At 44.8% G+C, this 24587-nt stretch carries 27 protein-coding genes and 1 pseudogene; 16 read left to right on the plus strand and 12 right to left on the minus strand.

Annotated elements, in window-relative coordinates:
* The first annotated feature begins 122 nt into the window (after positions 1–122).
* The 4 genes and pseudogenes from QTO06_RS20555 to QTO06_RS20570 all read left to right on the plus strand — a co-directional run bounded on the left by QTO06_RS20555 (position 123) and on the right by QTO06_RS20570 (position 2613).
* Positions 123–995 (plus strand): winged helix-turn-helix domain-containing protein, encoded by an 873-nt coding sequence (locus QTO06_RS20555; RefSeq protein WP_331409584.1) that lies wholly within the window; start codon positions 123–125, stop codon positions 993–995.
* A gap of 11 nt (positions 996–1006) precedes the next feature.
* The gene (gene toxS, locus QTO06_RS20560) at positions 1007–1522 is read left to right on the plus strand and encodes a transmembrane regulator ToxS (RefSeq protein WP_009707226.1); all 516 of its coding nucleotides are present in this window, start codon (positions 1007–1009) and stop codon (positions 1520–1522) included.
* 47 nt (positions 1523–1569) lie between these two features.
* Positions 1570–2325, plus strand: coding sequence for a sulfite exporter TauE/SafE family protein (locus QTO06_RS20565; RefSeq protein WP_265988312.1), 756 nt, complete (start codon positions 1570–1572; stop codon positions 2323–2325).
* 23 nt (positions 2326–2348) lie between these two features.
* A pseudogene (locus QTO06_RS20570) lies at positions 2349–2613 on the plus strand (SelT/SelW/SelH family protein).
* Between the two features lie 60 nt (positions 2614–2673).
* On the opposite strand, the gene yfcE reads toward QTO06_RS20570, so the two are convergent.
* The 6 genes from yfcE to QTO06_RS20600 all read right to left on the minus strand — a co-directional run bounded on the left by yfcE (position 2674) and on the right by QTO06_RS20600 (position 5926).
* A complete protein-coding gene (gene yfcE, locus QTO06_RS20575; RefSeq protein ID WP_005436936.1) occupies positions 2674–3219 on the minus strand; it encodes a phosphodiesterase in 546 nt (181 codons plus the stop codon).
* A gap of 70 nt (positions 3220–3289) precedes the next feature.
* Positions 3290–3499: a hypothetical protein gene (locus QTO06_RS20580; protein ID WP_331409587.1), complete on the minus strand. Its 210-nt coding sequence runs from the start codon at positions 3497–3499 to the stop codon at positions 3290–3292.
* Between the two features lie 160 nt (positions 3500–3659).
* Complete coding sequence (locus QTO06_RS20585; protein ID WP_331409588.1) at positions 3660–4067, minus strand: CBS domain-containing protein; 408 nt, start codon at positions 4065–4067, stop codon at positions 3660–3662.
* The gene (locus QTO06_RS20590; RefSeq protein ID WP_331409589.1) at positions 4064–4414 is read right to left on the minus strand and encodes a P-II family nitrogen regulator; all 351 of its coding nucleotides are present in this window, start codon (positions 4412–4414) and stop codon (positions 4064–4066) included. Before QTO06_RS20590 ends, QTO06_RS20585 begins: the two co-directional genes overlap by 4 nt.
* Positions 4404–5195: a DUF1538 domain-containing protein gene (locus tag QTO06_RS20595; protein ID WP_331409590.1), complete on the minus strand. Its 792-nt coding sequence runs from the start codon at positions 5193–5195 to the stop codon at positions 4404–4406. The genes QTO06_RS20590 and QTO06_RS20595 overlap by 11 nt, the downstream gene beginning before the upstream one ends.
* Positions 5192–5926 (minus strand): DUF1538 domain-containing protein, encoded by a 735-nt coding sequence (locus tag QTO06_RS20600; protein ID WP_331409591.1) that lies wholly within the window; start codon positions 5924–5926, stop codon positions 5192–5194. The genes QTO06_RS20595 and QTO06_RS20600 overlap by 4 nt, the downstream gene beginning before the upstream one ends.
* Before the next feature lie 257 nt (positions 5927–6183).
* Between QTO06_RS20600 and QTO06_RS20605 the strand changes: the two genes are divergently transcribed.
* From QTO06_RS20605 to QTO06_RS20635, 7 genes are all read left to right on the plus strand, one after another.
* Positions 6184–7101, plus strand: coding sequence for a TIGR01777 family oxidoreductase (locus tag QTO06_RS20605; protein WP_331409592.1), 918 nt, complete (start codon positions 6184–6186; stop codon positions 7099–7101).
* A gap of 37 nt (positions 7102–7138) precedes the next feature.
* On the plus strand, positions 7139–7966 hold the full coding sequence (locus QTO06_RS20610) for an SDR family oxidoreductase (protein ID WP_331409594.1): 828 nt from the start codon (positions 7139–7141) through the stop codon (positions 7964–7966).
* 455 nt (positions 7967–8421) lie between these two features.
* A complete protein-coding gene (locus tag QTO06_RS20615) occupies positions 8422–9276 on the plus strand; it encodes a co-chaperone YbbN (RefSeq protein ID WP_331409597.1) in 855 nt (284 codons plus the stop codon).
* 157 nt (positions 9277–9433) lie between these two features.
* On the plus strand, positions 9434–10348 hold the full coding sequence (locus tag QTO06_RS20620) for an SPFH domain-containing protein (protein WP_331409599.1): 915 nt from the start codon (positions 9434–9436) through the stop codon (positions 10346–10348).
* A gap of 9 nt (positions 10349–10357) precedes the next feature.
* A complete protein-coding gene (locus tag QTO06_RS20625) occupies positions 10358–10819 on the plus strand; it encodes an NfeD family protein (protein WP_270050508.1) in 462 nt (153 codons plus the stop codon).
* A 331-nt stretch (positions 10820–11150) separates the two neighbouring features.
* Positions 11151–11330 (plus strand): hypothetical protein, encoded by a 180-nt coding sequence (locus QTO06_RS20630; RefSeq protein WP_009707247.1) that lies wholly within the window; start codon positions 11151–11153, stop codon positions 11328–11330.
* Between the two features lie 78 nt (positions 11331–11408).
* Positions 11409–11585 (plus strand): hypothetical protein, encoded by a 177-nt coding sequence (locus tag QTO06_RS20635; protein WP_331409604.1) that lies wholly within the window; start codon positions 11409–11411, stop codon positions 11583–11585.
* 76 nt (positions 11586–11661) lie between these two features.
* Here the strand turns inward: QTO06_RS20635 and QTO06_RS20640 are convergent, their stop codons facing one another.
* The 4 genes from QTO06_RS20640 to zipA form a co-directional block, all read right to left on the minus strand.
* Positions 11662–12024, minus strand: a complete 363-nt coding sequence (locus tag QTO06_RS20640) for a DUF2799 domain-containing protein (RefSeq protein WP_020197695.1) — start codon at positions 12022–12024, stop codon at positions 11662–11664.
* Positions 12025–12105: 81 nt separating this feature from the next.
* Entirely contained in the window at positions 12106–13491 is a 1386-nt protein-coding gene (locus QTO06_RS20645; protein ID WP_009707249.1) for a hypothetical protein, read from the minus strand.
* Between the two features lie 511 nt (positions 13492–14002).
* Positions 14003–16015, minus strand: coding sequence for an NAD-dependent DNA ligase LigA (gene ligA / locus QTO06_RS20650; protein WP_020197697.1), 2013 nt, complete (start codon positions 16013–16015; stop codon positions 14003–14005).
* Positions 16016–16103: 88 nt separating this feature from the next.
* Positions 16104–17060, minus strand: coding sequence for a cell division protein ZipA (zipA, locus tag QTO06_RS20655; protein ID WP_331409607.1), 957 nt, complete (start codon positions 17058–17060; stop codon positions 16104–16106).
* A gap of 250 nt (positions 17061–17310) precedes the next feature.
* On the opposite strand from zipA, the gene cysZ reads away from it, so the two are divergent.
* The 5 genes from cysZ (at position 17311) to crr (ending at position 22221) form a co-directional block, all read left to right on the plus strand.
* A complete protein-coding gene (gene cysZ, locus QTO06_RS20660; RefSeq protein WP_009707253.1) occupies positions 17311–18051 on the plus strand; it encodes a sulfate transporter CysZ in 741 nt (246 codons plus the stop codon).
* 166 nt (positions 18052–18217) lie between these two features.
* Entirely contained in the window at positions 18218–19186 is a 969-nt protein-coding gene (gene cysK, locus QTO06_RS20665; RefSeq protein WP_331409609.1) for a cysteine synthase A, read from the plus strand.
* 298 nt (positions 19187–19484) lie between these two features.
* On the plus strand, positions 19485–19742 hold the full coding sequence (locus tag QTO06_RS20670) for an HPr family phosphocarrier protein (RefSeq protein WP_005436894.1): 258 nt from the start codon (positions 19485–19487) through the stop codon (positions 19740–19742).
* Between the two features lie 139 nt (positions 19743–19881).
* A complete protein-coding gene (ptsI, locus tag QTO06_RS20675) occupies positions 19882–21606 on the plus strand; it encodes a phosphoenolpyruvate-protein phosphotransferase PtsI (RefSeq protein ID WP_331409610.1) in 1725 nt (574 codons plus the stop codon).
* Between the two features lie 105 nt (positions 21607–21711).
* On the plus strand, positions 21712–22221 hold the full coding sequence (gene crr, locus QTO06_RS20680) for a PTS glucose transporter subunit IIA (protein WP_005425608.1): 510 nt from the start codon (positions 21712–21714) through the stop codon (positions 22219–22221).
* 98 nt (positions 22222–22319) lie between these two features.
* Here crr and QTO06_RS20685 read toward each other — a convergent pair whose 3' ends face one another.
* Positions 22320–23444, minus strand: a complete 1125-nt coding sequence (locus QTO06_RS20685) for a flagellin (protein ID WP_331409612.1) — start codon at positions 23442–23444, stop codon at positions 22320–22322.
* 114 nt (positions 23445–23558) lie between these two features.
* Positions 23559–24587 (minus strand): flagellin (locus QTO06_RS20690; protein ID WP_331409615.1); only part of this gene is annotated, 1029 nt, incomplete at its 5' end.

Raw genomic sequence — 24587 nt, forward strand, 5'->3', positions numbered from 1 at the left:
AAAATTTTAATTATCCTACGTCCCTAAAAGCATCTAAAACGTAGCACATGTCTTTTTGCGCACGCCTTGTTATGTGACGCAAATCACTATAATTACAGAATCATCCATCTAAGAAGAACTAAATGACTAACATAGGCACCAAATTTCTGCTTGCTCAAAGATTTGTCTTTGACCCAAATAGTAATTCGCTCGCTGACCAACAAAATGGCAACGAAGTTGTACGATTAGGAAGCAACGAAAGCCGTATTCTCCTCATGTTGGCAGAGAGACCTAACGAAGTGATAACGCGTAACGAGCTGCACGAGTTCGTTTGGCGTGAGCAAGGCTTTGAGGTGGATGACTCAAGCCTAACTCAAGCTATCTCAACGCTGCGTAAAATGTTGAAGGACTCAACAAAATCACCAGAGTTCGTAAAAACCGTGCCAAAACGCGGCTACCAACTTATCAGTACTGTTGAGCGTTTAAGCCCACTTTCTTCTGATTCAATCTCTGAACTTGATGAACAAGAAGAAGAGAACGAAGCACCCGTTGTCGACCTGGAGCAATTTGCAGAATCTGCGGTTGAGACTCCGGTAGACAAGACAACAGAAGCTGAAGTGACGGTTGAAAAACCTAAAACATCCCCATCACAAAAGAACGCAAACTGGCTGTTTCGTATTTTAGTTGTGGTTGCCGTGTTACTGCCTGTTTGTGTACTGATGCTGACTAACCCTGCGGAATCTCAATTCCGTCAAATTGGTGAATACCACAACGTTCCAGTAATGACACCAGTTAACCACCCTCAATTAAATGATTGGATGCCTTCAATTGAGCAGTGCATCAAACGCTACGTGGAGCACCACGCAGGAGAGTCCTCTCCGGTAGAAGTGATCGCAACAGGTGGTCAAAATAACCAACTGATACTGAACTACATTCACGACAGCGAGCATTCCTACGAGAACGTGACGCTGCGTATTTTCGCTGGTCGTAATGACCCAACAGACATCTGCAATTAAAGGAGGCTGAAATGAAGATTAAAATAGCATCTGCGGTTTTGGCCGTATCAATCCTTTTTAGTGGTTGGTTATACTGGGGAAGTGACCTGAAAATAGAACAGGTTCTCACATCAAACGAATGGCAATCGACTATGGTGACACTGATCACCGATAACTTGCCAGACGATACAGTTGGTCCTCTACGTAAAGTCAATGTGGAATCGAATGTGAAGTACTTGCCTAATGGTGATTACATTCGCGTGGCAAACATTCGCCTGTTTGCTCAAGGTTCTAATACAGAATCCACGATCAATATTTCTGAAAAAGGCCGTTGGGAAGTGAGTGACAACTACTTGCTTGTCTCACCAGCTGAATTCAAAGATATTTCAGCTTCTCAATCTAAAGATTTCTCTGAGTCACAACTTCGTCTCATCACACAAATCTTTAAGTTGGATGCAGAGCAAAGCCGTCGCATTGACGTAGTGAACGAAAAAACGTTACTACTGACTAGCCTGAACCACGGTTCTACGGTACTGTTTAGAAACTGATTTTGATTCGATGATAAGGGGGCAAGATGCCCCCTTTTATTTTGCACATGGACTGGCTAGATACCCTCACTCTCTTCTTTGGTTCTCTTATCGCAAATACGCTCGCTTCCCTCTCTGGTGGTGGCGCTGGGTTACTGCAATTTCCGTTATTGATCTTTCTTGGCTTGCCTTTCTCCGTCGCACTAGGGACACACAAAGTCGCTTCCGTTGCCCTTGGGCTTGGTGCTGCGAGTACGCACCTAAAAGCAGGCACAATAAAACCTAAAGTCGCGCTTTATCTGATTCTGGTGGGCAGCATCGGAGTCGTGATTGGTGCAAACCTGATTGTCCAAATTCCTGATAACATCGCTGAGAAAATGCTCGGGGCGATGATCCTTGCTCTTGGAATTTACTCTCGCTTTAAGAAACAACTGGGCCAGACAGAGATACCAATTCATCGTGATACCTTTGGCTGGATAGTCGGCGGATTAGGTTTGATGTTCATTGGTATAGTGAATGGCTCGTTGACTGCAGGTTCTGGCTTACTTGTTACCCTCTTCCTTGTTCGTTGGTTTGGTTACGACTACAAGCAAGCAGTAGCCTACACAATGATTTGTGTCGGTCTGTTTTGGAACGGTATTGGTGGCGTCGCAGTGGTACAAGCCGGAGCACCAATTCATTGGGCCTGGTTACCGGTTTTATTAGTGAGTTCATTTTTAGGTGGCAGCTTAGGTGCATGGGCGGCGACAAAGTACAGCAATCGAGTTATCAAAATCGCGTTTGAGATCCTCACCTTTGCGGTGGGAATTAAGCTACTGCTTTAGTATTTAAGGAAAGGAAATAAGAAATGGATAAAGCCATCATAGACATTCACTACTGTCGTCAGTGCAATTGGATGTTGCGTTCAACTTGGCTATCACAAGAATTGCTTCACACGTTCAGTGAAGAGCTTACATCCTGATACGGGTGGCCGTTTTGAGATTTTTTGCAATGGTGTCCAGATTTGGGAACGTAAAAAAGACGGAGGCTTCCCTGAAGCCAAAATCCTAAAGCAACGCGTAAGAGACATCATCGATCCAGAGCGCGATTTAGGGCATTCAGATACAAAATAGGGAGCCAATTGGCTCCCTTGCTTCTTTATCCAATTCACGATTTATTCGATAACTCGAGCATTAAATCGTGGTCTGAGCTAGCACTTCACCTTCTGGTGTTTGCACTGTCAGCGTATTGCCTTCCATCAAACCATAACTGCGTGGCAATCCGTTTCTTGGGAAGGTCATAGAACCAGGATTGAAAATCACTGCCCCTTCTTGCATCTCTGCCACTGGGACATGAGTATGGCCATGAGCAATGATATCGCCTTCACGCAGTGGTGGACGTTTCGCGCTGTTGTACAAGTGACCATGAGTGAGGAACACTCGCTTTCCTGATTCTAATAGCAGCCAAGCGTAATCTGTCATCATTGGGAAGTTCAGCAGCATTTGGTCTACTTCGCTGTCACAGTTACCGCGCACAGAAATGATCTGCTCACTGTACTGGTTAAGCAACTCCGCGACTTGTGGAGGATTGTAACCTTCGGGAACCGGGTTTCTCGGCCCATGGTTGAGCGTATCACCCAACAAGATAAGATGATCGGCGCCAGAGGCCAAATAAAGCTGAATGGTTTCTTCGGTTGCAGGCAAAGAGCCGTGCAAGTCTGAGGCAAAAAATAATTTCACGACATCATCTCCTCAAAAGTAATGAGGGTATTCTACGGCATTCTTGTAGAAGCTCAACCGAAGTAAGAAACTAGTGGTTACGAAGCATTTCAACCAACATTGGCACCAAGTAGAACCATGCAAAGTAACCGGCACCGACCAAGACCACCACCCAAAAGATCATCGATAGGAACTTAGATTTGGCTAAGTGATTTAATGGGTCGGGTTCTCCGCACCCCGGACAGGTATGAGCTCGTTTTGAAATTTGTTTCTCACATACAGGACAAGCGACTAGCGGCATGACATGACATCCTCAATTATTTCTTTAATTCTCAAAGAATAAGCCTCAGATTGCGGATATGCAATGGCACAGGTAAGCAATTCGAATGGGGTTTGCTAAATGTCGCTCACCTGAGAAACCTTCTTGCCCTAATTATGGGTGAGCCTCACAGCAAACGCGCCTATAACTCTTCTCGTGCCATACCATTAATCACGATATTGTTGTAACTCACCATGCCAATAACCTCACCGTTTTCAATCACGGGTGCACGACTAATACCAAAGCGCTCAAACAAACGCGCGCAATACTTCACGTTCATATTAGGATCAACAGAAAGCGCTGGCTTGGTCATGATTTCATAAAGATTGGTTCGTTGTGGCGAGCGGTTTTTCGCTAACACTTTTTTCGCGATATCGTTCATTAATACAATTCCGTATTCATCATCCTCATCGCGTTTTTTCACAACAAGCGCTTTCACTTCACTCTTTCTTGCTAAGGTTATCCCTTCATGGACCGTAATTACCCCATCAACAATGATGTAGGTCGCAGCCATTACGTCTCTAACTCGAATCAACTCATGATGACTCATAACTCGTCCTCTACTACTTTGGTCAGTTTCTCTACTTGGTGCGCGACGCCTACTGCGTCTTCCACATCAATCTGCACCGCGATGCCTTGACCAGACTCTTGATCAAACTCCCCGACCTCACTGATGGTCTCCAAAATGTGCCTCGCTAAATGCTCTTCCACCACAAACAACAACACGTCTTTTTGTACTTCTAGAGTCAGACCAAAGAAGGTTCGTTTTTGGTTTAAACCTTGCCCCCGAGCATTGTTGATCACGGTTGCACCTGTCGCACCGGCATCACGTGCGGCATCAAGCACTTTGTCGGTTTTGCTGTCTTCAACAAAGGCCAGAATCAATTTAAAGCGCATTTTCTTTCTCCTCCGCGGTCTCTTTGTTCAACCACTGGGTGATTTGGGCATAGCCCATGACGGAAATCATTGGGAATAAACTGGCAAAGGCGATCAAACCAAAGCCATCAATCATTGGATTTCGTCCCGGAACCGTTGACGCTAACCCCAGGCCAAGAGCAGTCACCAAGGGAACAGTCACCGTCGACGTCGTCACACCTCCGGAATCGTAGGCCAAAGGCACAATTAGCTTTGGCGCATAAAAGGTTTGAATCACCACCACGATGTAACCCGCGATGATGTAGTAATGAATCGGGTCGCCCACCACAATCCGGTAGCTTCCAAGTGCAATACCCACCGCAACACCTAATGCCACGGCAACACGTAATCCATTCACACTAATACTGCCGCCAGACACTTGATTGGCTTTGATGGCGACCGCAATGAGAGAAGGCTCCGCAATGGTAGTGCTAAAGCCAATAAAGAAAGCGAAAATGTACACCCAGTAGTAATCAACCCAACTTAACGCTTGGCCAATTGAAACTTTAAACTCCCGAAGGAAATCAGGAGCGGTCAGTTGAGTCGCCATGGTTTCACCAAGTGGAAACAGCGCCATCTCCAGCCCAAGCAAAAACAACGATAAGCCCAGAATGACGTAAGCAAAACCGAGCAATACCTTAGGTAAATTAGAAATGGGACGACGTAAAACCGCCAATTGAAAGCCGAAGATAATCGTCGCAATAGGAACCACATCGCTAATGGTAGAAACGAAGGTATCGATGAAATGTGCAAACGAAATCATGCCACCACCATCCCATAGATCATGACAAACATCATCGGCAGTAACGAGGCAAACGCGATCAAACCAAAGCCATCAATCATCGGGTTTCGACCTTTAATCGCCGACGCCAGTCCAACCCCAAGCGCAGTCACCAATGGCACCGTTATGGTAGAAGTCGTCACACCGCCAGAATCGTAAGCCACACCGATGATGGATTCCGGCGCAAATCCGGTCAGGATCACAACGCCGATGTAGCCTCCGATGATCATATATTGAATCGGCCAGCCTTTAAGAATCCGAAGTACGCCTAATACAATCGCGACGCCCACCGACAAAGCAACCGTTAAGCGCAAGCCATCTGCGTATTCCTCCATTGATTGCTCAGTATTGGCGATCATCCCTCCCTTGGCCGCCACCTCCGAAGCCTCTTCCGCTACAGCCGTTAAGGCCGGTTCAGCAATGGTTGTCCCGAAGCCTAAACAGAATGCGAAAATCAGCAGCCAAAACACGCTACCTTTGTTGGCAAAAGCTTGCGCCATGTTTTCGCCAATCGGGAATAAACCCAGCTCTAAGCCAAAAATGAAAAAGGTTAAACCCAGAATAACCAGTAAGAGGCCAAATAAAATCGAGACCAGATTAGGAAGTGGCTCTTGAAGCACCACCAGTTGGAAGAAGGTAATAACAAGGACAATCGGCAGCAAATCACGGGCGCTACTTAGCAAGGCTCGAAACAGAGCAACAAATGCTTCCATACTTCCCTCCTAGCAACGCTTCATCCTTTCTAAATTCAGCATGACACAGTTTTTTGAAGCTAAGTGTGAGCGACGCTCAATGCTTGATAACATTCTGTTACATTTACTCAAACTGTGAGCTTTGCATCGCCTGGTAAGAAATCGCTACTAAACCATTAGGAACTAATAATAAAATCGACATCGCAAGTCATTGAAATGATCATGCAAGGCGGTTAACGACTATAATGTTTGAATGGTTTTACAATCAAAGGGATGACATGAAGATATTACTGACTGGCGGTACAGGCTTTATCGGTTCAGAGCTCCTCAAGCTCCTGACTACGCACCAAGTTATTTTGTTGACGCGCAACCCTGCGCAGGCAAAACAGCGATTACAGCATGCCGATGTCGGTAACATTCAATATCTAGACTCCCTAGATTCAATTGAAGATCTCAATGACGTCGATGCGGTGATTAACCTTGCCGGCGAACCGATTGCAGATAAACGCTGGAGCAAGGAGCAGAAAGAGGTTATTTGTAACAGTCGGTGGAAAGTGACCGAGCGAATCGTTGAATTGATTCACGCCAGTACCGAGCCACCAGCGGTATTTATCAGCGGCTCTGCGGTTGGCTATTATGGCGATCAACAAGACCACCCTTTTGACGAATGCTTACACGTAAATAGTGAGGCATTTGCGCACTATGTTTGTGCTCGTTGGGAGCAAATTGCCAAGCGTGCAGAATCCGAGCAAACTCGAGTGTGTATACTTCGAACGGGCTTAGTGCTTGGACAAAATGGTGGAGCACTTGCCAAAATGCTTCTCCCCTATAAGCTCGGCCTAGGCGGCCCACTAGGAAACGGCAAACAGTACATGCCTTGGATTCATATTTTGGATATGGTTCGAGCCATCATGTATTTACTCGAAACACCGCATGCTCATGGCGAGTTCAACTTGTGTGCCCCGCACCCTGTCAGCAACCGAATCTTCAGCGGCACATTGGCGAAAACTCTCAAACGACCACATATCCTGTTTACCCCTAAATGGGTCATGAATATGGCAATGGGCGAATCGTCTTGTTTGCTGTTTGATAGCGTTCGAGCCAAACCTAAAAAGCTTACCGAGCTTGGCTTCAAGTTCAGCTATTCTCGCGTCGAGCCAGCACTCAAGAACTTGCTTCAAGACAGAAGTTGTTGAATCATAAGGCTCACTACCTCCTTTTGTGAGCCCTAATATGAAAAAGTCAGTTCTGATCACCGGATGCTCCACAGGCATCGGATACGTATGTGCCCATGCTTTACAAAAAGAGGGCTTTCACGTTATTGCCTCTTGTCGCAACGAGCAAGACGTTCAACGCTTAACCAGTGAAGGCTTAACCTGCATTCAGTTAGATCTTAATGATCCTCAAAGTATTTCGGCTGGAGTCTCAACAGCTCTGGAACTGGCCGAGGGGCAACTCTATGCCGTGTTTAATAATGGTGCTTACGGACAACCTGGCGCATTAGAAGATCTGCCGACAGAAGCACTTCAAGCACAATTTCAGACCAACTTTTTTGGCTGGCACCAACTCGTAAGAGAAGTGTTGCCACACATGCGCAAACAGGGTGAAGGAAGAATCATCCAAAACAGCTCTGTGCTAGGGTTTGCGGCGATGAAATATCGTGGTGCCTATAACGCCTCTAAGTTCGCACTGGAGGGGTGGACAGACACGCTACGTTTGGAATTGATGGACACCAACATCAAAGTTGCGCTGATCGAACCCGGCCCGATAGAAACCCAGTTTAGACAAAATGCCTTAAAAGCGTTTGAGCAGTGGATTGATGTGGAAAACAGTGCCCACAGAGCAGCTTACGAAGGGCAAAAGCAGCGTTTGGATAACGACAAGTCGAACAACAAATTTGTCCTTCCTGCTGAGTCTTGTATTGAGCCCGTGCTTCACGCACTCACCAGTGATAAACCCAAAATTCGCTACCGAGTCACCACACCGACCAAAGTGTTTGCGGTATTGAAGCGCCTGTTACCAACTCGTATTCTTGATAAGATTTTGCGACAAGCAGCATAAAAAATTTTTATCACAATGTAATTTTACCGTAACAATGTGATGTCATTATGAGCATGTAGGTTAAGAAAACCTCAATGTTCGAATCAATTTCTAAGTCAGTATCTTCATCCATCGAGCCTGAACGTGATGTGGATACTCACTATAGATTTGGTATCGCCACCCTTTCTGTTTTGTATTTTCGCGAGACAATAATGACATTAAATCAGCTTAACTGGCTTAGTGTGGGTGTAGTTTTGACCATGTTCATCCTATTTTGATACCACACCCAGCACACTACTATAACGTCTAACAAGACTCTCTAAACCGTGCTGGACTAGCCAAATTTAATAGCACTTTCGCTTGCTATCAGGAATACGCTGCTTCGGCAGCGTTTTTCCTTTCTATCGCTTGAATTTCCCAAATATCAACTCCATATCTACAATCAACGACAAGAAACAAAAAGCAAGGATACTCTGATGCAATCCCCATTTATCGTTGAGTTAACAGAACAAAATTTCCGTGAAACGCTTGAAGGGTCAATGAACACGCCTGTATTGATTCACTTTTGGGCGGGCGCTCAACCAGAAAGCGCACAAGTAATTCCTGATCTACAAATGCTGACTCAGCAATACAACGGCGCATTTACCCTTGCTCTATTGAACTGTGAACAGCAACCTGCTCTTGCTTCTCAATTTGGCGTGCAAGTGCTGCCAACCATCGCATTATTCATGAACGGCCAAGCCGTCGATGGTATAGGTGGTCCTCAGCCTATTGATGCTATTACCGCAATGCTGCAAAAGCATCTACCAAGCCAAGATGAGATGCAGTTGAAGCAAGCCAGTGAATTGCTCCAACAAGGTGAGCACGCTCAAGCATTAGCGATTCTACAAACGTTATCGGAAGAGCTTCAAAACCGAGGCGACGTGAAACTCGCTATGGCAGATTGCTTGCTGGAAACCAAACAGTTTGAATTGGCACAAACGCTGTTAAGCGCGATTCCACTGGAATACCAAGACAACTACTACAAAGGTTTGATCGCGAAGTTAGACCTGCATCTTCAAGCAGCAGAAAGCCCAGAGCTTCAGCGTCTTGAACAAGAACTAGCAGCAAACCCTGACAACATTGAATTGGCGTGTGAACTTGCCGTTCAGTACAACCAAGTAGGTCGCGATGAAGAAGCGTTAGAGCTACTTTGGAACATTCTTAAGACTAATCTAGGCGCACAAGATGGTGAAGTGAAGAAAGTCTTTATGGATATCTTGAGCGCACTTGGCCAAGGCAACGCACTGGCAAGTAAGTACCGCCGTCAACTTTACTCGATTTTGTACTAAGCGAATCGATTTAAAGTAGGACAGCTCAAATAGAAAAGGCCAGAAAACTCCGGCCTTTGTTTTGTCTGGAATTTATCAAACCTCTCAGTTCTACGATTGTTTCATAAGCCCAAATGAGTAAAAATGAATCAATACTATGCACTTAAGGGAATAGCATATGCCAATTGACTCATTGATCACCATCGGTATTTTCGTTGCTCTAGCCATCATCATCCTCGCGTCTGCGATTAAAACCGTTCCTCAAGGCAACAACTGGACAGTTGAACGCTTTGGGCGCTACACCCACACGCTTAAACCAGGTTTGAACTTAATCATTCCGTTTGTCGATAGAATCGGTCAGAAGATCAATATGATGGAACGAGTTCTCGACATTCCAGCTCAAGAAGTCATCTCTAAAGATAATGCGAATGTCGTTATCGACGCAGTCGGCTTTGTTCAAGTTATCGACGCAGCCAAAGCAGCCTATGAAGTAAACGACCTAGAGCATGCTATTCGTAACCTTACGTTGACTAACATCCGTACCGTTCTTGGTTCAATGGAACTGGACGAAATGCTCAGCCAACGTGACATGATCAACACCAAGCTTCTCTCTATTGTTGACCAAGCGACTAACCCTTGGGGTGTTAAAGTGACACGTATTGAGATTAAAGACGTTCAGCCACCCGCAGATCTGACCGCAGCGATGAATGCTCAGATGAAAGCAGAGCGTAATAAACGTGCAGAGATCTTAGAAGCTGAAGGTGTGCGCCAAGCAGAAATCTTACGCGCTGAAGGTCAAAAACAATCAGAGATCTTAAAAGCGGAAGGTGAAAAGCAGTCTGCGATCTTACATGCAGAAGCCCGCGAACGTGCGGCGCAAGCGGAAGCAAAAGCAACTTACATGGTGTCAGAAGCTATTGCTAAAGGCGACGTCAAAGCAGTGAACTACTTTATTGCTCAGGGTTACACTGAAGCATTGAAGAGTATCGGCCAAGCAGAAAATGGTAAGATTATCATGTTACCGATTGAAGCAACTGGACTCATGGGCTCCGTTGCTGGTATCGCAGAGATGTTCAAACAAAGTAAAGACTAAGGTCTGCGTATGGATTTATTTAGCCTATTGGAAGGCGTTACGTTCTGGCATTGGATTGCGTTTGGTTTTGCTTTGCTAGCGATCGAGCTACTCGGCACTGCTGGCTATTTCTTATGGCTTGGCATATCAGCGCTTATCGTCGGAACCATTTTGTCCTTCTTGCCCATCAGTTGGCAAATGCAATGGTTAGCTTTTGCCGCTTTCAGCTTGATGACAACGTGGCTGTGGTGGCGAAAGCAATGGTCGAAAGATCGTAAGAGCGACAGTGCGCGCGATCTTAACCAAAAGCAGAAGCAATTAGTCGGTAGTATTGTGACGCTAGATGAAGACTTCACTGTAGGAATGAACCGCTTACGAGTGGCAGATACTACTTGGTCTGCTGAATCAGAACACGATTTACCAGCAGGAACTCGAGTCGAAATTATCGCCGTTGAGGGTATTATTCTTAAGATCAAACCAGTTTCTCGCTGACTTGTGTCAAAATAATAGGGTGCAAAGCACCCTATTTCATATCTATTAAAACTACTTCTTTTATTTCATTCACTTATTTAAATTAACCACAAAAATTAAGTGATATAAATATTATCAGCATACTCTCTTTTTCTACTCTTACTCAATTATTCAAATTAAATAATTCAGACACATAGAAAAATATAATTCCTTTTTCGAAATCTAAATTTATTTTAAAAAATAAAACACTGTTGAATTTAATTTTGATCTTTCTAGGTCTCTATACATACTTAACGCATAAGCATGTCAATTAAGTGCTTATATTTTTTTAAGGTAAGTAAGAGGAAGTACTATGAAAAAGACAATGATGTTGTTCGCTGTGGTGTTGTTTTCATCAAGCGTGTTTGCCTACTCAGGCTCAAACGGTAACAGTGCTACAGGGCCTAACGTGCAATGCTATCTACCAGACGGGACTAGCGATTATATGCCAATCGTCTTATGCCAACATCAAAATGGTACGATAAAGAAATAAAACAATTCTAACTTTAAATTGAAAGATAAATTAATTGTTCAGCCTAAGCTGGAAATTTAATGAGTGAGAGGATTCACCATGAAAAAGATTGCTGCTTTATTTATCGCGTGCTCTATTTTTGCATCTCCAATTTCTTTAGCACAAAACTCAGCGGGACATGCATTCGGTGCCGGCGTAGATTGCACATTTAGTGATGGTACAGTAAAACACCTACCACGCGAATTATGCACAATGTACGGTGGTACATTTAAATAATTAACATTATCAATGGTTTTAACGAAGTTTATCTATTTTATGGGGATAAACTTCGTTGGCCATTAAATGAAAAAACTTAGAACTTGTAGAAGTCAGCACCGATAAATGCATCCCACCCTCTTTGCCATTCCGCTTTGATCATTACTTCTTGAGGCTGACCTGCACATTGGTCAGTATAACGAGTACCTTGGATACCTTTTTCAAACGCTTTGAAAGGATCACAGTACTCTGCTTTACCTGCTTCATAGCCCGCCTTGTAGGATGCTTCGTCAAAAGAAACACTCTCTTTTAAGTTCGCTAAAACATCGTTGTCGTAGCGGTAGCCATTTGAGCCAAAACGTTCACCTTGCCCATACCAATACTCGGCTGGAGTTTTAGGGGCAGTGCTACAAGCTTGAAGGGAGAATAATACAAATGGAATGATCAGTGCTTTCTTCATGGTTAGCTCCTTGGTCTCTGAGACAAAAAAAGCTGAGCGTATGCTCAGCTTTTTAGACACTATATGGTGTATTCAGTTCGCTTATTTAACTGAGAACGGAATTGCTAGTACTAGCTTGAAATCTTCCTCATCTTGGAACAAGTTAGTGTAACCTGTCCAGTTCGGAGCGTTTGTATCATTGTAGTAGTTAGTGTAGTAGAAGCTGATGTGAGCATCTTTAAGTGCGCCAGCTTGGATTGCGTAGTTTGCAAAGACGCTGTATGCGTACTCGCTAAGGTCATCGTAACCTTGAGCAGATGAACCGAAGCCGTATGCGCCACTTAGACCAGCACTAAAGCCTTTACCACCGATATCAGAGAAGTCACGAGACACAGAACCAAATACCGCTAGCTCTTCATCGTGGTTAAAGTCAGAACGGTTGTTCCACCAGATTTCGTAAGCACCGTTTGAACCACCGTATTGGCTAGTTAGACGGTAAGACATGTTACCAACGTTTGCTGGGTCACCAGAATCTGCGCCAGTGTATGTCGCTTCAGCACGGTATGAGTACTGACCAGAAGAGAAGCTTGTCAAAAGTGCTAGCTGGTATGCAGTGCTGTCGTACTGTTCGCTATCGTCAACGATGTATAGTTGAGGAGACCAGTATAGACCACCTTCTGTTGTACCTTTCACTTTAAAGTGAGCGTTCCAACGGTCACCATCAGATAGACCACCGTATGCTGCATCTAGAGAGATACCGTTGTCTAGAGTGTAACGACCACCTACAGAGTAAAGTGTACCTGCGTCTTCACCCTTAGTTGTTCTGAATTCGTAAGTTTCTTTGAACCACGGTGCTTTGTATTCAGTCGCAACAACCAAACCTAGGTCAAAACCACCGATTTTTCCGCCAACTTCACCACCTAGGTAAGTACCAGGAGCGAATGACCAGTTAACACCTAGAGAGCTAGGTACAGATGGTTGGAAGTAACCAAGTTTCGCAGTAGCAGAATCACCTAGTTTGAACTTCGCTGCCGCAGTAGCAAATGAAACGCCGTTGTCTGTACAGTCAGTCCATACATTAGAACATGCGCTGTCTTTCGCTTCTTTATCGTATGGGTTGTTTACACCCCAGAAGTTCATTTCGTGGTCTGCACCACCGTTTTGCCACATGTCGAATGTGCTGTAGATAACAACATCAAGACCAGCAACACCGCCAACATAGCCAGAGTTGAAGCCTAGGTTTGCAAAGATAGAACCGTGGTCTAGGTTCGTTACCTTTTTAGTGTCGTTACCATTTGCATCTACATTGCCACGGTCACGAGCACGCATCCAAAAGTTAAGGTTACCGCTGATAGTCGACTCAGAGAAAAACTCTGAAACTGCGCCAGCGTACTCTGGACCTAATGGATCTTCAGCCATTGCTGGAGCAGCAACTACTGCACCCATCATTGCCGCAGAAAGGGCAGATACTTTAAAAAATTTGTCCATGGAAAAAACTCCTAAAAATGGATATAGCTGTATTTTTCTATCTCACCTTAAGTTGGCCGCCGAAGGAGAGAAGTAAATTCCTGAGTGAACCTCAATATTTCTAAATTGGTTCTTTTTAGTTCCTGCATACACACCGTGTATCCACGCTTCTAAGACTAACTTCGCATCTAAAAACATCCAAATGGAACTTATTTTTTTTCTAAAAAAATATGACCAACGCCAAAGTTCCATATAAGTTGTTGATCCAGATCTTATTTTTAACACCAAAGACACAACAAGCAATTAAGCACTTAAAATACAATTACTTATATAAAAACAACAAAGCTCAATTTGAAGTTGATCGCAGACTTTGGTCTATAGGAGATGAATCGTTGAAGGGTCGATCCTGATCACTGAAATCACTAAACAGCGGAATTAGGAGGTTATTGAGTGACTTTTTAATTGTAAAGAAAAAGCCCCAACTGACTGGCAATTGGGGCTTTTAGGTATTTTTTATCTTTTTTGATGGGGGTTAATTCATCAAGTTGAGTAAGTCTTGCTCAGTTTGAATCTCAATACCGAGCTCTTGCGCTTTTGCAAGCTTAGAACCAGCGTTCTCACCAGCAAACAGAATGTCTGTTTTCTTCGATACACTACCCGTTACTTTCGCACCTAGGTTCTGTAATGCTTCTTTCGCTTCTGAGCGACCTAGTTGAGAAAGCGTGCCAGTTAATACGACCGTCTTGCCTTCCAATGGTAATTCAACACCTTCTTGTGGTGCTGCAATCTCTGGCCAGTTGATGCCTTGTTCTAGCAAGTCACGAACAACAGCTTGGTTTTTCTCTTCGCCAAAGAAAGTCGTGATGTGTTTTGCCACGATCACACCAATGTCTTGAACTTCAATCAATTGCTCTTCTGTCGCTTGCTGAATAGCATCCAAGTTCTTGAAGTGTTGTGCTAGGTTGGCTGCTGTTGCCTCCCCGACTTCACGAATGCCGAGTGAGTACAAAAAGCGTGGCAATGTTGTGAGTTTTGATTTCTCAAGCGCATTGACAACGTTGGTTGCCGATTTCGGCCCCATACGCTCTAGTACGGTTAAGACACCCGCTGAAAGCTTAAATAGATCAGCTGGTGTTTCCACCATCTCACGATCCACTAGCTGCTCAATCACCTTGTCACCCAGGCCATCTACGTCTAGCGCTTTGCGGGAAACAAAATGCTTTAACGCTTCTTTACGTTGCGCCTGACATACTAAGCCACCTGTACAACGTGTTACCGCTTCACCTTCGATACGCTCAACGTGAGAGCCACATACCGGACAAGCATCTGGGAAAAGAATTTCACGAGCCGTTTCAGGGCGGCGCTCTTTGATAACAGACACCACTTGTGGAATCACGTCACCAGCACGACGAATCACGACTTGGTCACCGACCATCACTTGTAAACGCTCAATCTCGTCTGCGTTATGAAGCGTAGCGTTAGAGACTGTTACACCACCAACAAATACTGGTTCAAGTTTGGCTACTGGAGTAATCGCGCCAGTACGACCAACTTGGAACTCAACTTCATTCAGTGTGGTGATTTCTTCCTGAGCCGGGAATTTGTAGGCAATCGCCCAACGAGGAGCACGAGCGACAAAACCTAAACGCTCTTGAATCGCAATGTCATCCACTTTGATAACAACACCGTCAATTTCGTAAGCCAAAGCTTCACGACGAGTAAGAATATCTTGGTAGTACGCTTTAACCTCTTCCAAGCTATCGACACGCTTGGTTTCTGGACACATTGGCAAGCCCCACGATTTGATTTGTAAGAATCGTTCGTAGTGACTGTTAGCAAGAGTTGCTCCCTCCACAACGCCAACACTGTATGCATAAAAGCTTAGAGGGCGTGAAGCCGTGATACGGGAATCTAATTGGCGTAAGCTACCTGCTGCCGCGTTACGTGGGTTAACAAAAACTTTCTCGCCTTTTTTTCGTGCGTTCTCGTTAAGTTTGTCAAAACCTGCTTTTGGCATAAACACTTCACCGCGCACTTCTAGACGTGTCGGCCAGTCTTTACCTTGTAATTTTAATGGAATGGCGCTGATAGTACGTACGTTTTCAGTGATGTTCTCACCAGTTGTACCGTCACCACGCGTTGCCGCCTGCACCAAAACACCATTTTCATACAGCAGGCTCACAGCTAAGCCATCAAGCTTAGGCTCGCAGCAGTATTGTTTAATGGTGTGGCCAACGACACGGTCTTGAGCACGTTTGTGAAAACCATCTAATTCAGCATCATCAAAAGCGTTGTCCAAAGACAACATTGGCACTTCGTGAGTAACTTGGCTGAATTCAGACAGAGGCTGACCACCAACACGTTGGCTTGGAGAGTCAACAGTCACCAACTCTGGGTGCTCGGCTTCAATATCCAATAGTTCACGCATCATACGGTCGTATTCTGCGTCTGGAATCTCTGGGTTATCTTCCACGTAGTAACGAACAGCGTGGTAATGCAACGACTCTTTTAATTCTTCTAGTCGCTGAAGTACTGATTCAGACATATTAAAGCCCCGTGTATATTGTTCAATGAGGTTGGGAATCTAAGAAAAAGGGCTCCTAACGGAGCCCTATCATTATTTGGTGTTAAGGTTATGCGCTAGCAGCATTAAACTCAACTATTTGACGTCGATATGAGGCCAATCGATCTGGTGTCATCAAGTTACGTTGATCATCCAAAACGTTACCGCCCATATCGTCAGCAATTTGTTGTGCAATACGCAGCATAAGGTTGAAGTTTTGGTCTGCTTCGCCATAACAAGGCAGCGTCATAAAGAACGAAATACCTTTAGTACTGAATTCAGCTGGGTCACCGTGTTCTAGCGTACCCGGGTGCATCATGTTGGCCACGCTAAATAGCACTTTGCCATTACCTGACAAATCAACATGACGATGGAAGATATTCATCTCACCGTAAATCAATCCATTTTGCTGCATGCTATCGAACAGCTTAGTGCCGATGAAAGGCTCATCGCCAGCGCAATGAACGTTCAACACAATCACTTGCATTTCAGGTTCAGGTTTTGGCTCTTCAATCACTTCTTCAGCCATTACCGGTGTCGCCTCGACTTGTGGCATAACTGGCGCTTCTGGTACGTCAGGAGCTTCAAAGACTGGTTCAATAGTTTCTTCTTCAACAACCGACGACTGTACTGGCTCTTGCAGAACAGGCTCTAGTTCGTCTTCGGTTTTCTTCGTTGCGACAAAAGCAGGGATTTCGCGCTCTTCTTTGTGTTCTTTTTCTCTAACATCAAGAACATCATCGATTAGAGGATCAGAGGCAAATTTGTTGTCGAAAGAACTTTCCATCCCAAAGTCAGGCTCTTTACGATCTTTGCGGATGATTTCGAAATCGTCTTCTGGAGCAGGAGCGATTTCACGCTCTTGATCTAGGGAGTCTTTATCCTCTTGGTCAACGTCCAACTTACCAAGCGGCTTGTTACCAAATTTCGCTTTGCCTTCTTTTTTGCTTGTCCACAAACCATGAAATAGCAATGCGGCGATGGCTAATGCGCCAACAACAATGAGTACGAATCGCAATTCCTGCATTATTTACTCTCAATCTACTTGTTCTTACTACTCGCACATCCTTGAGCAGTAACCCAAGTGCAATAAATCCGAATGATGCTTTTACTTTACCAAAACTATATGTAGGTTTAGAACAACTTAATGCAAGAAGTTCCGCTTTTTGTTGTGATTCTTGCCACGATTCCACTTTACAAGACCCAAAATGTTAGGGCATTGAAAGAAAAGCATCCACAGGTACAATGAGTTTTCACTTACACGAAGCAAAATGGATATGAAGTCGAATAATCAGCCTAGAACCGGATTCGGTTACTTCCTATACGGAATTCAAATAGCTCTCTCCCCAGAGATCCGACGTTTTGTCGTCTTGCCGCTGCTTGCCAACATTTTGCTTGTTGGGGGCGCTATCTTCTATTTATTTTCCCATCTCGATGTTTGGATCGAGAATTGGATTGGTAAGCTGCCAGAGTTCCTCTCATGGCTTACCTACATCTTATGGCCAATATTGGTGTTGACCATTCTGGCCACGTTCTCCTACTTCTTTAGTACATTAGCCAACTTTATTGCTGCGCCTTTTAATGGGTTGTTGGCAGAGAAAGTAGAAGAGTCTCTTACAGGACAAAAGGTCAATGACGACGGCTTTGCAGCACTCATCAAGGATGTACCTCGCGTGATGGCCCGTGAATGGCGCAAACTACTTTACGTGTTACCAAAAGCGATAGGCTTGTTTCTACTCTTGCTCATCCCAGCATTAGGTCAAACCGTTGGACCTTTTCTGTGGTTTATTTTCACCGCATGGATGTTAGCGATTCAATATTGTGACTATCCATTTGATAACCACAAAGTCCCTTTCAACGACATGCGTTACAAATTGAAACAAAAGCAAGGTAAGGCATATGGGTTTGGTGTGTTGGTTTCTGTATTCACGACTATCCCAATTCTCAATCTTATCGTTATGCCTGTTGCTGTCTGTGGCGCAACCGCGATGTGGGTAACCGAATTTAAGCATCAATAATAGGTGGCTTTTTAAACAATTGAGGAGGACGAATGCGCCTCCTCAGTTATTTTGTGGATTTCTTGACCAACCTCATAAGATATAACTTTTTAATCCTTTTCCCTTTTTTTTATACCGCATATTCTTCTATCCATATTCACAAAACGTGTAATGAAGGAACATCACTATGAGCAAGATCTACGAAGACAACTCTCTTACCATTGGTAATACTCCTCTAGTTCGCCTAAACAAAGTGAGCAAGGGTAAAGTTCTAGCGAAAATCGAAGCGCGCAACCCAAGCTTCAGCGTTAAGTGCCGTATTGGTGCAAACATGATTTGGGAAGCTGAAAAAGCAGGCACGCTCAAGCCAGGCGTTGAGCTAGTAGAGCCAACCAGTGGTAACACAGGTGTTGCGCTTGCATTCGTAGCAGCAGCTCGCGGTTACAAGCTAACACTGACTATGCCTGAGTCTATGAGTCTTGAACGTCGCAAACTTCTTAAAGCACTAGGTGCAAACCTAGAACTAACAGAAGCAGCAAAAGGCATGAAAGGCGCGATCGCGAAAGCAGAAGAAATCGTTGCAAGCAACCCAGACAAATACCTTCTTCTACAACAGTTCAACAACCCTGCTAACCCAGAGATTCACGAAAAGACGACTGGTCCAGAAATTTGGGACGCAACTGACGGCGAAATCGATGTATTCGTAGCGGGTGTCGGTACGGGCGGTACGATCACAGGTACAAGCCGTTACATCAAAGGCGAAAAAGGCAAAGCCATCACTTCTGTGGCAGTAGAGCCAGCTGAATCACCAGTGATTGCACAAGCGCTAGCGGGTGAAGAAATCCAACCAGCACCACACAAAATCCAAGGTATTGGCGCAGGTTTCATCCCTGGCAACCTAGATTTGGAACTTCTTGACCGCGTTGAGCAAGTCACTTCTGAAGAAGCGATCGAGATGGCTCGTCGCCTAATGGAAGAGGAAGGCATCCTAGCGGGTATTTCTTCAGGTGCAGCAGTCGTAGCAGCAAACCGTCTTGCAGAACTACCTGAATTTGCAGGAAAAACTATCGTAACCGTTCTACCAAGCTCTGGTGAACGTTACCTAAGTACAGCGCTATTTGCTGGTATCTTTACCGAGAAAGAGAACCAACAGTAATATGTGGTCAAATCAATTTTTCGTTTAAAAAAGCCCCGTTCAGGGGCTTTTTTGTTGATCCCTGCCCCACCTTTGGTAATATCAGGGTGTTTTATTTTTAGGTTCAAAATAAAGAATCTAAACCAAAAAGGTTTCAGTGTGATTACGCACGCAAACAGTTGCGTAATGACCAAACTTTTGACTAGTATCAGTTCTGACACGCTTTGAACTCTCCCGTGCTAGCGCACAAGGTGTAAAGCAGTTAAGCTAAAACTTAGTCATAAACTAACAAAAAAATACATTTATTGGGGTATATCACATGTACGAGAAGCAAGTAGAAATCACAGCAGAAAACGGTCTTCACACTCGTCCAGCTGCACAGTTCGTTAAAGAAGCTAAAGCATTCGACGCGGACATCACTGTGACTTCTAACGGTAAAAGCGCTAGCGCTAAGAGCCTATTCAAGCTGCAAACACTAGGCCTAGTAAAAGGTACTCTAGTAACTATCTCTGCTGAAGGCCCACAAGCTCAGCAAGCAGTTGACCACCTAGTTGCTCTAATGGACCAACTACACTAATTCGGTCTCCTATTTCAGAAGCCATTTTGTGAAAGCAAAATGGCTTCGTTGGAAATAGGCTCAAAACTAAGCTAATACTATTCGTTAGCGCACCCATTATTCTCCCGTTTTATAAAGTTGACCAACTTAAGGTAAGGCTATGATTTCAGGCATCCTAGCATCTCCTGGTATTGCAATCGGTAAAGCACTACTACTTCAAGAAGATGAAATTGTCCTAAACACAAACACTATTTCTGATGATCAAGTAGAAGCAGAAGTTGCACGTTTCTTTGACGCTCGTAACAAATCTGCAGCTCAGCTAGAAACTATCAAGCAAAAAGCGCTTGAAACTTTTGGCGAAGAAAAAGAAGCGATCTTTGAAGGTCACATCATGCTTCTTGAAGACGAAGAGCTAGAAGAGGAAATCCTAGCACTTATCAAAAACGACAAAATGTCTGCGGACCACGCGATTCACTCAGTGATCGAAGAGCAAGCATGTGCTCTTGAGTCTCTAGACGACGAATACCTGAAAGAACGTGCAACTGACATCCGTGATATCGGTTCTCGTTTTGTTAAGAACGCACTAGGTATCAACATCGTTTCTCTAAGCGATATCGATCAAGAAGTTATCCTAGTAGCTTACGACCTAACGCCATCTGAAACTGCACAAATCAACCTAGATTACGTTCTTGGTTTTGCTTGTGACATCGGCGGTCGTACATCTCACACTTCAATCATGGCTCGCTCTCTTGAGCTTCCAGCTATCGTTGGTACTAACGACATCACTAAGCAAGTTAAGAACGGCGACATGCTGATTCTTGATGCGATGAACAACAAGATCGTTATCAACCCTTCAGAAGCTGAACTAGAAGAAGCGAAAGCAGTTAAAGCTGCATTCCTTGCTGAAAAAGAAGAGCTAGCGAAGCTAAAAGACCTACACGCAGAAACAACTGACGGTCACCGCGTAGAAGTTTGCGGTAACATCGGTACAGTTAAAGACTGTGACGGTATCATCCGTAACGGTGGCGAAGGTGTTGGTCTGTACCGTACTGAATTCCTGTTCATGGACCGTGATGCACTTCCAACTGAAGAAGAGCAATACCAAGCTTACAAAGAAGTTGCGGAAGCAATGAATGGTGAGTCTGTGATCATCCGTACTATGGACATCGGCGGCGACAAAGATCTTCCATACATGGATCTTCCAAAAGAGATGAACCCGTTCCTAGGCTGGCGTGCAGTACGTATCAGCTTGGATCGTCGTGAAATCCTACGTGACCAACTACGTGGTATCCTACGTGCATCTGCACACGGTAAACTACGTATCATGTTCCCAATGATCATCTCTGTTGAAGAAATCCGTGAGCTTAAGAAAGCGATCGAAGAGTACAAAGCAGAACTACGCGCTGAAGGTCATGCATTCGACGAAAACATCGAAATCGGTGTAATGGTTGAGACTCCAGCTGCAGCAGCTATCGCACACCACCTAGCGAAGGAAGTTGCTTTCTTCTCTATCGGTACAAACGACCTAACTCAGTACACACTAGCGGTTGACCGTGGTAACGAGATGATTTCTCACCTATACAACCCACTATCACCAGCTGTACTTACTGTGATCAAGCAAGTTATCGACGCTTCTCACGCTGAAGGTAAGTGGACTGGTATGTGTGGTGAGCTAGCAGGTGATGAGCGTGCAACACTTCTACTTCTAGGTATGGGTCTAGACGAGTTCTCAATGAGCGGTATCTCTATCCCTAAAGTGAAGAAAGTTATCCGTAACTCTAACTTCGCAGAAGTGAAAGCAATGGCTGAAGAAGCACTTTCTCTACCAACAGCAGCGGAAATCGAAGCAGTTGTAGAAAAGTTCATTGCAGAGAAAACTCAATAATCAACTAATTCCAATGAGATAGGCGGTTAAAAAAAGTCGTCTATCTCGAAAGATTGGTATACTATAATTCGACAGAATTAAATAAAACGTTAGGAGCATGACACAATGGGTCTGTTTGACAAACTTAAGAAGCTAGTATCTGACGACAGCGCTGACGCAGGTGCAATCGAAATCATCGCACCACTTTCTGGTGAGATCGTGAACATTGAAGATGTGCCAGATGTTGTTTTCGCTGAGAAAATCGTTGGTGATGGTATTGCTATCAAACCTGCTGGTAACAAAATGGTAGCTCCTGTAAACGGTACTATCGGTAAGATCTTCGAAACGAACCACGCGTTCTCTATCGAGTCTGACGACGGTGTTGAGCTTTTCGTTCACTTCGGTATCGATACTGTTGAACTTAAAGGCGAAGGCTTCAAGCGTATCGCTGAAGAAGGTCAAACTGTTAAAGCTGGCGACACTGTAATTGAATTCGACCTAGCTCTTCTAGAAGAGAAAGCGAAATCAACGCTAACTCCAGTTGTTATCTCTAACATGGACGAAATCAAAGAGCTAAACAAGCTTTCTGGTTCTGTTACTGTTGGTGAAACTCCAGTTCTACGTGTAACTAAGTAATTTTTACTTAGCTGAACACGAAAAAAACGCTGCCAATGGCAGCGTTTTTTATTACCTGAAACTTTTGTTCTTGAGCGATGTTCATCGCTGCAACCTATTCAACTAAGTAAGCCAAGTGCCGAGCTCGGTCTCTGCTTCGCTTGGGCTAACAATGCGGTAGTTGCATCTTGCAGTACTTGTGAACGCACCATCTCCGTCGATTCTCGCGCAAAATCCGTATCTCGTATCCGCCCTTTTGATTCGGTCACACTTCGGTTCACCGTGTTAAGGTTATCCATGGTGCCACTCACCCGGTTTTGGAAGCCGCCTATTTCACTTCGATGTGAGTCAACGTACTTAATCGCGGCATCAATCACCCCAATTGACAGCTGTGCACCACCAGCAGTCGACATATCGATATCGTCCATTGTGGTGAGCTCACCCGCACCGACATCAAGCTCATCCGCTAAACTACCCTTTAGTTCCACACCCTCTGGCGCATTCAGCGTTGAAGCAAAAAATTGCAGCTCATTGTTTTCCGTTACTGAGGCACTCACTATCGATTGCTGCGCATTGATGTAAGTGGCAACTTGCTCGATGCGGTCTCCTAGTTTGAGCCGAATAGATTCAGTTTGAGATTGCCCTTTGCTGTCTTGATATTCAAGTTTGAGGGTTTGATTATCTTTAGTGACTCGCCAATCTTTACCGACCGCATCACCAACATAATGCTGTCCTCCCATCTCTGGAATATGGCTACGCATGTTTCGTAGCGTCAAAGAGATTGAGTTGGCATTCGCGCCAATATGGAAGCTTTGTGAACCGTAAGAGCCATCAAATAGGTTTTTATCTGCAAATGTCGTCGTGATCGCGACACGATCAAGCTCATCTTGCAGCGCTACGACCTCGTATTGAATACTTTGCCGATCACTTGAGTCATTACTGCCGTTTGCCGCTTGCAGCCCCAGAGAGCGCAAGCGTTGCAATATATCGCTACTCTCATGCAAAGCGCCTTCTGCGGTTTGTGCCACCGAATATGCGTCGTGCGCGTTTCTCAAGGCGACATCAAGCCCTCTTGTTTGAACATTAAGAGTATTGGAGATCTGTAGACCAGCAGCGTCATCACTGGCGGAGTTAATCCGATACCCCGAAGTGAGATTGCGCTGCGATTCTATGTTTTGCTCAGCTGCGTGACCGAGGTGTCGCTGCGTCATCATCGCAGTGACATTGGTATTTAAAGAGACCATCTAATCGATACGAACTCCTTGTCACCTGCCCTATTCGGTGTACCTAATGCGTGATTTGAATAAGCAAAAAGCCAGGGGTGAGCCTGGCTTTTGTATCGCGTCGTATTAGGTTGATTAACCTAGTAGGCTTAGCGCTGAGTTAGGCGCTTGTTTCGCTTGCGCAAGGATTGAGCTTGACGCTTGCGATAGAATTTGTGACTTGGTCATTTGAGTCGTTTCTTTCGCGAAGTCTGTATCTTTGATACGGCTCTTCGACGCGTTCACGTTCTCGTTGATGTTATCCAAGTTGCTGATTGCGTGGTTGAAACGGTTTTGGAAAGCACCTAGCTCTGCACGGTGGCTGTCTACGTATTTCAATGCCGCATCAATGATAGCCACAGATTCTTGTGCGCCACCTACTGATGTTACGTCGATAGTATCAACCGTTACTTTCTTGCCGTCGTTTAGACCTAGCTCACCAGATAGGCCGCCAGAGAATTCAACGTCGCCTTCTACTTTGTTGTTACCAGCGAAAACTTGCAGTTTACCGTCTTGGTCTACTGACGCTTTTACTAGGTCAGTTTGACCGTTGATGTACGTCGCTAGCTCTTCGATATCATCACCCGCTTTCGCGCTGATGTTGATTTCTTGCTCTTGACCAAAGCTGTCAGTCAGGCTGATTTTCAGGTCGTTTTTGCCAGCTTCAACGTTCCAGTTTTTGTCTTTACCGTTGTCAGCTTGGTAGCTCACGCCGCCCATCATTTTGTTGTCAGAGCGCATGTCTTTTAGGTTCAGCATTACCGCTTCCCCGTTATCTGCACCGATTTGGAAAGACTGAGTACCGTAAGTACCGTTTAGAAGCTTGTTACCACCGAAAGAGGTCGTTTCAGCGATACGGTTTAGTTCGTCGTTCAGCGCTGTTACTTCTTCTTGAATCGCAACACGTTCTGCTTTTGAGTTAGAACCGTTTGCTGATTGAAGAGATAGGTCACGCATACGTTGTAGGATGTTAGTGGTCTCGTTCATTGCACCTTCAGCAGTTTGTGCAATAGAGATACCGTCGTTCGCGTTACGAACAGCCACATCCAGGCCACGGCTTTGTACGTTCAAGCGGTTCGAGATTTGAAGACCCGCAGCGTCGTCTTTCGCGCTGTTGATTTTGAA

The sequence above is a fragment of the Vibrio sp. M260121 genome, from assembly GCF_036533715.1.
Taxonomy (GTDB): Bacteria; Pseudomonadota; Gammaproteobacteria; order Enterobacterales; family Vibrionaceae; genus Vibrio.

Coding starts and splice junctions, on each gene's coding strand:
- QTO06_RS20555 (WP_331409584.1), top strand. CDS start 123: ATGACTAACATAGGCACCAAATTTCTGCTTGCTCAAAGATTTGTCTTT.
- toxS (WP_009707226.1), top strand. CDS start 1,007: ATGAAGATTAAAATAGCATCTGCGGTTTTGGCCGTATCAATCCTTTTT.
- QTO06_RS20565 (WP_265988312.1), top strand. CDS start 1,570: ATGGACTGGCTAGATACCCTCACTCTCTTCTTTGGTTCTCTTATCGCA.
- QTO06_RS20580 (WP_331409587.1), bottom strand. CDS start 3,499: ATGCCGCTAGTCGCTTGTCCTGTATGTGAGAAACAAATTTCAAAACGA.
- QTO06_RS20585 (WP_331409588.1), bottom strand. CDS start 4,067: ATGAGTCATCATGAGTTGATTCGAGTTAGAGACGTAATGGCTGCGACC.
- QTO06_RS20590 (WP_331409589.1), bottom strand. CDS start 4,414: ATGCGCTTTAAATTGATTCTGGCCTTTGTTGAAGACAGCAAAACCGAC.
- QTO06_RS20595 (WP_331409590.1), bottom strand. CDS start 5,195: ATGATTTCGTTTGCACATTTCATCGATACCTTCGTTTCTACCATTAGC.
- QTO06_RS20600 (WP_331409591.1), bottom strand. CDS start 5,926: ATGGAAGCATTTGTTGCTCTGTTTCGAGCCTTGCTAAGTAGCGCCCGT.
- QTO06_RS20605 (WP_331409592.1), top strand. CDS start 6,184: ATGAAGATATTACTGACTGGCGGTACAGGCTTTATCGGTTCAGAGCTC.
- QTO06_RS20610 (WP_331409594.1), top strand. CDS start 7,139: ATGAAAAAGTCAGTTCTGATCACCGGATGCTCCACAGGCATCGGATAC.
- QTO06_RS20615 (WP_331409597.1), top strand. CDS start 8,422: ATGCAATCCCCATTTATCGTTGAGTTAACAGAACAAAATTTCCGTGAA.
- QTO06_RS20620 (WP_331409599.1), top strand. CDS start 9,434: ATGCCAATTGACTCATTGATCACCATCGGTATTTTCGTTGCTCTAGCC.
- QTO06_RS20625 (WP_270050508.1), top strand. CDS start 10,358: ATGGATTTATTTAGCCTATTGGAAGGCGTTACGTTCTGGCATTGGATT.
- QTO06_RS20630 (WP_009707247.1), top strand. CDS start 11,151: ATGAAAAAGACAATGATGTTGTTCGCTGTGGTGTTGTTTTCATCAAGC.
- QTO06_RS20635 (WP_331409604.1), top strand. CDS start 11,409: ATGAAAAAGATTGCTGCTTTATTTATCGCGTGCTCTATTTTTGCATCT.
- QTO06_RS20640 (WP_020197695.1), bottom strand. CDS start 12,024: ATGAAGAAAGCACTGATCATTCCATTTGTATTATTCTCCCTTCAAGCT.
- QTO06_RS20645 (WP_009707249.1), bottom strand. CDS start 13,491: ATGGACAAATTTTTTAAAGTATCTGCCCTTTCTGCGGCAATGATGGGT.
- ligA (WP_020197697.1), bottom strand. CDS start 16,015: ATGTCTGAATCAGTACTTCAGCGACTAGAAGAATTAAAAGAGTCGTTG.
- zipA (WP_331409607.1), bottom strand. CDS start 17,060: ATGCAGGAATTGCGATTCGTACTCATTGTTGTTGGCGCATTAGCCATC.
- cysZ (WP_009707253.1), top strand. CDS start 17,311: ATGAAGTCGAATAATCAGCCTAGAACCGGATTCGGTTACTTCCTATAC.
- cysK (WP_331409609.1), top strand. CDS start 18,218: ATGAGCAAGATCTACGAAGACAACTCTCTTACCATTGGTAATACTCCT.
- QTO06_RS20670 (WP_005436894.1), top strand. CDS start 19,485: ATGTACGAGAAGCAAGTAGAAATCACAGCAGAAAACGGTCTTCACACT.
- ptsI (WP_331409610.1), top strand. CDS start 19,882: ATGATTTCAGGCATCCTAGCATCTCCTGGTATTGCAATCGGTAAAGCA.
- crr (WP_005425608.1), top strand. CDS start 21,712: ATGGGTCTGTTTGACAAACTTAAGAAGCTAGTATCTGACGACAGCGCT.
- QTO06_RS20685 (WP_331409612.1), bottom strand. CDS start 23,444: ATGGTCTCTTTAAATACCAATGTCACTGCGATGATGACGCAGCGACAC.